The sequence below is a fragment of the Melioribacteraceae bacterium 4301-Me genome (assembly GCA_041538185.1).
Lineage (GTDB): Bacteria > Bacteroidota > Ignavibacteria > Ignavibacteriales > Melioribacteraceae > Pyranulibacter > Pyranulibacter aquaticus.
The window spans coordinates 1-8,076 of the sequence record JBGORM010000015.1 but is presented as its reverse complement, the minus strand read 5'-3'; the positions used below and the strand labels follow the sequence as shown (position 1 = coordinate 8,076).

Genomic DNA, 8,076 nt, shown 5'->3' with positions numbered 1-8,076 from the left:
TTAATAGTTATGCATCTCAACCGAAATCAAAGGAGAAATTACAATGGCACGTAGAGTTTTCTACAGTTTCCACTACAAAGAAGACAATTGGCGAGCGGCACAAGTGAGGAATATGGGTGTTGTTGAAGGTAATGCTCCTGTAACAGACAATGAGTGGGAATCTATTACACGTGGCGGAGACCAAGCAATAAGAAACTGGATTGACGAGCAGTTGAATGGCAAATCCTGTACAATTGTTCTGATAGGAACTCATACGGCAGGAAGAAAATGGATTAACTACGAAATTGAGAAGTCCTGGAATGATGGGAAGGGATTGCTTGGCATATATATACACAACCTACAAGACAGGGAAGGCCGTCAGTCGTCAAAAGGAAGCAATCCCTTCGATGGTTTTACGATGAAACGAGATGGAGCAAAATTATCAAGTATCGTGAAAGCATACGACCCTCCTTACTCTGTAAGCACTGATGTCTATGCCTATATCAAGCGCAACTTGGCGGCTTGGGTCGAAGAAGCAATCGCTATCCGCGAAAAATATTAGGGGGTTGCTTATGTCTAGAGACAATGAATACAGAGAAAATTCCCAGGCTGTACAAGCGCACTTGACGATTAGCCAATCAGTCATTCAAAGGATGGCTTCTAACAGTGCGTCGTGCAAGGCTTGGTGTATAACATTGGTTTCAGCAATTCTTGTCATAGTAGCGGATAAGGGAAATCCACAATACGCACTTTTGGCGATAATACCAACTATCCTTTTCCTGGTTCTGGATGCTTACTATTTGGCGCTGGAGAGAATGTTCCGAAAGGCTTATAACGCCTTTATCGAGAAACTCCACAAACAAGAAATAAGCGCTTCAGACCTCTATGCTGTAACTCCTGTAGGAAACATACTAAAGACATTTTTGGCAGCACTTCTTTCTTTCTCGATATGGCCCTTTTATGTCACATTGTTGGTAATGATATGGATTGTCAAAGAAGTTTTGATTTGAGATGCCTAACACGCGCATCCACCTGACGGCTTCGCCTCGCTGCGCTCGGCTCGCCGCAGGTGATGCGCAGGCCGTTATATAGCAACTAATTTTTTGGCTTTTGATACAAATGAAATATGAATTATATCACGATGAATCGCAGATAAACGGTTTTTGGCACGGTATGCTTTTAGTACCGGTTAATGGGAAAAAATCGCTTTTGGAATTGCTATTAACCGCAAGAAAAAATATAGGCTATAATGAAAAAATATCTCTGAAACAAGTTAAGCAAGTAAATTCAAAAAAGTATTCATTGGTAGATTCTTGGCTACAGATCGGCACTCTGGCACTTATCCATAAATTAAAAAAAAGTGAACCATTCTTTTTAGGTGAACGAGTTAATGGGAAGAAACAATATACTTTTTTTGAAAATTTAATCGGTTGTAAATTTATATTGTTCCGTGAGTTGGATAATCATTCTAAAATGCATTTGCACCGCGATTATGCAAGCAAAATAGAGACAACATTTAGAATGGGTTTTAAGGGCGGGATGCACTACTTAGGCGATGAAAATAATCCAATTGAAATTACAAAAATACATTTCGATGGTTACGAGCATTTGCAAAGGAGAACTGATAAAAATAGAATTATAAACCGGCTCGGTGAATTAAAAGCATTCTGTAAAATTGAAGAATGCGATGATTTAATTGATGATCGCTCCTCAAATCATAAAGCAGTTGAATGTCAATCTTATGAAGACTGCCAATTGCTTCAATTAACCGATTTATTGGTTGGTAGTTTTAGGACTGTACTTGGTTATGCAACGCGGGATTTATTAAAAACACTATGCAAACCAGCTAAACTTATAACCGATAGCTATTTGCGCGGCTATGCCGGAATGAAGAGAAGCAGATGGTTCGGGGGTTTTGTTATGAGCCAGTGTTATTTAAAAAATGGCAATTGGTATTTTGAAGGAATTACATTTAATGAAGACAATCATTCCGCACAGATTAAGATGAATTTTTAATGCATCTTTGTTAAGTGAAAAGTAAATTTACAAACAAATATTAAAAACTGGTGAACTATTGAAACTTTCCGAACAAGATAAACAAAAACTGATTGAGCTAATTCAGCAAGGGAAAACGATCCCTTCTTATTATAAATCCAAGTTGTTTGACAGCGGAGATAGTGAGTTTGTTGAGGTAACTAAAGATTATAAACTTATTTACAAAGGCAAAGAACCAAAAGAAAAAATTATTGCCAATACACTTGCTGCTCCTTTCCAAAAAGTGCGTTCTTTTAACAGCGACAATAAGTTTGATGACGGTTGGCAGAATATGCTCATCTTTGGCGATAATTTGCTTGCACTAAAAACCATTTATGAAGACCAGCGTGGCGAAAACAAATACAAAACCAAAAACAAAATAAAACTTATTTACATTGACCCGCCATTTGCAACTAAGCAAGATTTTATGAAAGACCGCGAGAAAGCTTACCGCGATAAAATTATTGGCGCGCAGTTTATTGAGTTTTTACGTAAACGCTTAATTTTTTTACGTGAAATTCTTGCGGATGACGGCTCTATTTATGTGCATCTTGATTATAAAAAAGGGCATTACATAAAAGCAACACTTGATGAAGTATTTGGTGAGTTTAATTTCTTAAATGAGATCATTTGGCAAAGGACAACCAACACGGGTAGCAGTAAAGCTCTTGCAAATAAATTTAGTTCTGATTCAGATACAATTTTTGTTTACACACGCTCTAATCAATATATTTTTAATAAAATATATCGTGATTATGGAAAGGGTTATTTGGATAGATTTAAATACAAGGACAATCGAGGATTCTATAGATGGTCAGCAATGAAAACATATTCTCAGAAAAAATATGATGAGCTAAATAAAGTAGGGATGATTAGATGGGGTGCAAATGCACAATATCCAGAAGTAAAGCAATACTTAGATGATTTGAAAGGTGTCCCTATGAATAATATTTGGACAGATATTTATCATATTAACCCTATGGCTCTTGAAAATCTTGATTATCCAACGCAAAAACCAGAAGATTTATTAAGTAGAATAATTGAAGCATCATCAAATAAAAACGATATTGTATTGGATGCTTTTGCTGGTAGCGGCACAACCTTAGCAGTTGCAGAAAAACTTGGTAGACGCTGGATTGGAATAGACTGCGGTAAACTTGCCATATACACAATTCAAAAAAGAATGTTAAATCTTACGACCCAAATTGGTTCATTAAAAAAGGACGATAGACGCGAACACGAAAGAGTTGATAATTTTGAAGAACATCTCAAAAACTCACGTGGGTTATTTTTTATAACAGAAAAAGCAAGGAAGGGTGATCTATTAATAACAGATTCATTCCTTAAAAACCTTGCAAAGTTTATAGAAGAAAATTTAAGCGGAAATTCAGAAGAAAACTTTTCTCTTTGCTTGCCGGAAGAAAAGTTCAAAGTAAAAGATTTGGAAGTAACCGAAAATGAAGAAGGTTCAGCCGGAGAAAAAACTGTTAAAGTTGGCAGAGTAAATTTTCTTATTTCATTTATTCAACCCAAAGAGAAACCGGAAAAGGAAAAACCGCTTAAAGCAAAAGAGTTTACACTTTACAATGCCGGAATTTATGACAATAAGGAAATTCTAAATCTTGACTGGCAGACTTACAAACCATTCGTCTCACAACTTTTTGGCTTACGGCCGGAAGAACACAAAATACACGGCTTTACCGCTGATGGTTACATTGGCACATATTCCGCTTTTGTTTGGAATTACCCCGAACAGAAAAATCTTATAATTGACAGAGAATATGTTTCAACTTTACATACAGTTCTTGGCGGAAAAGCCGGAGATAAATTTTTTGTAGTCGCTCCTGTAACTGCAATGTCTTTTATGGAAGATGAAATCAAAATAGAAAACACAAGTTACGTTTTCTTAAAAGTCCCGCTCTCTGTATTAAAAGCATTAATTGAAAGAGGAGAAGCCGGAAGTCTAAAGCAGCCTTCAACCGAAAATGATGTTAATGAAGTTATTGACGCAGTTGGTTATGATTTTATCTCTCAGCCTGTTGTTCAAGCAGAATATTATAGAGACGAACCGCTCAATCCAACTTTGGAAGATCAAGGCAAAAAAGATTTTGTAATTGAAATTAAAGAGTTCAAATCTAATACGCTTGTTTACGATCCGGAAGATTTTGAAAACTTTGAAACGCTTTCAATGGTAATGATTGACACTAATTACAATGACTATTATTTCAATCTCTCTCAAGTTTTCTGGTCAGACAAAATAATATCGGAAGATAAAACCAAAGCAGTAATAAGGATTCCGCAAGATTTATTTACCGGAAAGAAAATGATGATAATCTATCTTGATAAATACGGCAACGAACTAAAAATTGTAAAAACACAAAAGGACTTCAATGCCCCTACAATTCAAAAACGAAGATCTGATTCTAAAGTTAAAAGAAGAAGAAAGAAATAATCCGCTTGTTTACAAGTACGAATCTTTTTTAGATGCGCTTACAACGGATAATTTTGAACATGTAAGAGAAGCTGCAAGAACAGCTTTTGCATATTTCCTTTCCAACTCTTTCAAGAATACGGAAGATGCCGCAAGATACACTTACGCAAACTCCGAAAATCTCAAAATTCATTTCAATAATATTGATGATTACTTAAACAAATTTAAGATAAGGGATAAAAAATCATTTAGCATAGACTTAGCCACTGGTACGGGTAAAAGCTGGGTAATTTACGCGGTTGCTGTAATTATGCTTTCGGAGGGACTTGTTGATAAAGTTTTAGTTTTATGTCCTTCACTTACCATTGAAGAAGAATTAAAAAAGAAATTTGAATTGTTCAGCGGTGATCAAGTACTAACAAAAATATTACAAGAGTTAAACTCGCCGTATCCTTCGCCCGCAATAAAAAATGCAAATGTTCCAATATTGGAAGGCGATATTTGCGTTGAGAATATTCACGCTGCTTATCAAAGAACCGGTTCATCTATTTCAGATAGCTTCAAAGGAAAAGGTAGAAGAACTCTTGTAATAAACGATGAAGCTCATCATATTTACAGCGAAGCAGATTCAGCAGTTAAAAAATGGTTCGAGTTCTTAACTGATCCTGAATATGATTTTTATTATTTACTTGGACTTTCTGGCACACCTTATATAAATAATGATTATTTCTTTGATGTAATTTACCGTTACAGCTTAAAGCAAGCTATGGAAGACGGAATTATTAAGAGAATTGATTATAAAGTTGAGGAAGAATCTCAAAAAGAAAAAGGATTTTCTGAGACTTATGCTAATCATATTGACATCCCAAAAAAATATGCCGGCAAGCTTAAACCGATTACAATAATTATCACGGAAAAAATTCATTCTTGCATAAAAGTATGGGATGAATTAGTAAAATTCATCTCCGATAAAGAGAAGATATCCTACGAAGATGCTGCGACAAAAGTTATTTGGGTAACATCGGGTATTCCAACAAATCAAAGAGAAAAAGAGGAAATAGAATCAATAATTTCACAACCGGAAAAAGTAAGGAAAGAAAATCTTGCCTTACTAAAAACAGTTGATGAGGCGGATAATCCTGTAGAATGGATAATTTCTGTATCTATGCTTACTGAGGGATGGGATGTTAAGAATGTTTTTCAGATAGTTCCCCACGAACAAAGAGCATTTAATTCGAAGCTATTAATATCTCAAGTTCTTGGAAGAGGATTAAGAATTCCACCCGGTTTATTACAACCTGTTTATGTTAAGATAAACAATCACGAAAGATGGACGGATGAAATTGTAAATCTGTATAATGAAGTTCTTGAAATTGAAAACAGAATAAATTGGGGATTTGATGAAAACCGCAAGAAATATCTCTTTCCTCTTTACAATGTTGAATATTCATCAGAACAAGATACAACAGAAGCTAAAAGAGAAACCGCATCAGAACCAACTGAAATAAATTTTAAACCGCAAAGTAAAACTTGGGATGAAACCAGCAAATACTCCGAGACCGGTTCATTCAGATTTACAGTAGAAATGAAAGATATTGTTTCTCTTGAAGAAGCTTCGAAAGAAATTAAATTATTTTTAAAAGCTAAAGATGAATCTCTTTCAAAAAAATGGCCACTAAAAAGAATCCAAGAATTATTAAAATCGAATTTAGAAAGTAAAGGTTATGATGCGTCATTTATAAGTCGGGAAAATCTTGGTATAGCTAAACAAGCATTTGGTCCAATGTTCAGAGAACTTGGAAAAGTTGCAGCCCGAATGAAAATGACTCCAAAAGCATTAAAAGAAATAAAAATTGAAGAAATGGCATCTCAATCATTCAGTGAAAACAGTATCAAATCAAATGGAAAAGTGTTTTATACTAAATCTTCATCAGAATCTCTTTCATCGGAACAGAAAACGCTTTTTAATCAATATTTAACTGATAAACAGAATTACGACAGAGTTAAAGAAGCGGTTGTTCGATATGCCGGTAGAAGTGAGGATGAAATAAAATTTCTGAAAGAAAATTTAATTGAGCAGCAAGAAATTGATTTCAAGACCCCACTAAATGTGATCTATGTTTCATCCACACCGGAATATAAATTCACCTCTTCAATTTTCAACAACATAGAAAAGATAGATAGTTTTATCAAATCTCCAGATAAGAATTTTTATTATTTCCCTTATTCCTACAAACCAACAGAAGATGGCAGCTCACATGTAAAAAGAGAAAACTTCAACCCAGATTATTTCATTAAGCTTAAAGACAAAAATGAAATCCTCGTTGTTGAAATAAAAGACGATGGAGATTCTTCCCAGAAGAACAAAGCCAAATATAGAGATGGTAAAGCTCATTTTGAAAAATTAAATGAACTGCTTAGTTCAGCTAAAAAAGAATGGAAATATTTTTTCTATTTTCTTTCGCCAGAAGATGTAACGGAATTTTTCCAAGCTCTGAAAGAAGACAGATATAAAAATTGGAAATCAAGTTTGATGAATGAGTTAGCGTAATGCCATATAACGGCGTGGTTTTTAAGCCGCCGCCCAACATTGCAATGCAGCTTAACTTACCAACGCCAATAATTATTAAAAACTTTTTTACTTAAACTACTTTTAACAACAACTTGTTTTTGTTAATCAAAATTAAAAATCCTAAACCGACCGCATCGAAGAGGCGGTCGGCTTGAAGAACGGGTTATACAATTTTAGCTTGGATTAACTTTTGTAGCTTTTAATTCTTTCTTGACACCAAAATATCCTAGTATTCCAGAAATTAAAGCAAGAACCATAAAAATTGCGACAAAAGTTCCGCCAAGGATAATACCTAATATTGCGCTAACAATTAATAAAATTGGAACGGTTTTACTTTTTGTACCAATCGTTATTGCTCCAAATATTATTGTAAGGAAAGAAAATAGAACTCCGCCCCAACCTAACATAACAACTGTTTGAGCTCCTTCACTTTTTAGCGCACCACCGACACCTCCAGCAAATAAAGTTATTAGGGCAGCTATTACACCAAAAACACCAGCTATTAAAGCAATGATTCCACCAACTTTTTTCATTTCAATACTCCTTAATTTTATTTAGTTGTTTTAAATTTTTTAAGTTCTAACCAGTTTGTTTTATCTGCAAATCCTCGATAGGCAATTTTTAAATCATCTAACTTAGTTGATTTAGGAACTTCAAAACCTATCCATCCTCTTGTTAAGTCACCGGCATCTGCAGTCCCTTCAAAGCTAGGTTTTATCATAGCCGATATCATATCAATTGAATATTCGTATCCTTCTTTATCCTTTAATTTTATCATCATTGAAGGAACTGTTATTGACTTACTGCCTTTGGTATTGTCAACAACAATTTCAAAAGCAATATATTTTTTACCTTCATCGGGTTTTACAAATTGGTTTTCAGAAACATAATTATCTACTATTTTCACTACCTTGAAAACAGCTTTTGAACCAGATATGCTTGATTCAAGTTGAGCATTAGAAACTGTGCTTAATAAGAAAAGCACAATTAGAAATGAAAAGAAAGTAAGTGGCTTTTTCATTGATTCTCCTTTTTTTTTGTGAAATTGTATAACTATTAT

7 protein-coding genes are annotated in these 8,076 nt (G+C 34.5%); 5 read left to right on the top strand and 2 right to left on the bottom strand.

Going from position 1 to position 8,076, the window contains the following annotated elements; all coding sequences use genetic code 11:
• Nucleotides 1-43 precede the first annotated feature (43 nt).
• The 5 genes from ABRY23_14310 to ABRY23_14290 all read left to right on the top strand — a co-directional run bounded on the left by ABRY23_14310 (nt 44) and on the right by ABRY23_14290 (nt 6,995).
• Complete coding sequence (locus ABRY23_14310; GenBank protein ID MFA3784229.1) at nt 44-541, top strand: TIR domain-containing protein; 498 nt, start codon at nt 44-46, stop codon at nt 539-541.
• A gap of 133 nt (nt 542-674) precedes the next feature.
• Nucleotides 675-989, top strand: coding sequence for a hypothetical protein (locus tag ABRY23_14305; GenBank protein MFA3784228.1), 315 nt, complete (start codon nt 675-677; stop codon nt 987-989).
• Between the two features lie 109 nt (nt 990-1,098).
• Nucleotides 1,099-1,995 carry a hypothetical protein gene (locus ABRY23_14300; protein ID MFA3784227.1) on the top strand — a complete coding sequence of 299 codons (897 nt, stop codon included), beginning with the start codon at nt 1,099-1,101 and terminating at the stop codon, nt 1,993-1,995.
• Between the two features lie 58 nt (nt 1,996-2,053).
• A complete protein-coding gene (locus ABRY23_14295; protein ID MFA3784226.1) occupies nt 2,054-4,465 on the top strand; it encodes a site-specific DNA-methyltransferase in 2,412 nt (803 codons plus the stop codon).
• Nucleotides 4,404-6,995 (top strand): DEAD/DEAH box helicase, encoded by a 2,592-nt coding sequence (locus ABRY23_14290; protein MFA3784225.1) that lies wholly within the window; start codon nt 4,404-4,406, stop codon nt 6,993-6,995. The genes ABRY23_14295 and ABRY23_14290 overlap by 62 nt, the downstream gene beginning before the upstream one ends.
• Nucleotides 6,996-7,189: 194 nt before the next feature.
• Here the strand turns inward: ABRY23_14290 and ABRY23_14285 are convergent, their stop codons facing one another.
• Both ABRY23_14285 and ABRY23_14280 read right to left on the bottom strand, forming a co-directional pair.
• Nucleotides 7,190-7,549 (bottom strand): hypothetical protein, encoded by a 360-nt coding sequence (locus ABRY23_14285; GenBank protein ID MFA3784224.1) that lies wholly within the window; start codon nt 7,547-7,549, stop codon nt 7,190-7,192.
• 17 nt (nt 7,550-7,566) lie between these two features.
• Nucleotides 7,567-8,037: a DUF4352 domain-containing protein gene (locus ABRY23_14280; protein ID MFA3784223.1), complete on the bottom strand. Its 471-nt coding sequence runs from the start codon at nt 8,035-8,037 to the stop codon at nt 7,567-7,569.
• Nucleotides 8,038-8,076: the final 39 nt, after the last annotated feature.

Excerpts from the sequence above, each read along its gene's own strand:
- ABRY23_14310 (MFA3784229.1), top strand. The coding sequence starts at position 44 with ATGGCACGTAGAGTTTTCTACAGTTTCCACTACAAAGAAGACAATTGG.
- ABRY23_14300 (MFA3784227.1), top strand. The coding sequence starts at position 1,099 with ATGAAATATGAATTATATCACGATGAATCGCAGATAAACGGTTTTTGG.
- ABRY23_14290 (MFA3784225.1), top strand. The coding sequence starts at position 4,404 with ATGCCCCTACAATTCAAAAACGAAGATCTGATTCTAAAGTTAAAAGAA.
- ABRY23_14285 (MFA3784224.1), bottom strand. The coding sequence starts at position 7,549 with ATGAAAAAAGTTGGTGGAATCATTGCTTTAATAGCTGGTGTTTTTGGT.
- ABRY23_14280 (MFA3784223.1), bottom strand. The coding sequence starts at position 8,037 with ATGAAAAAGCCACTTACTTTCTTTTCATTTCTAATTGTGCTTTTCTTA.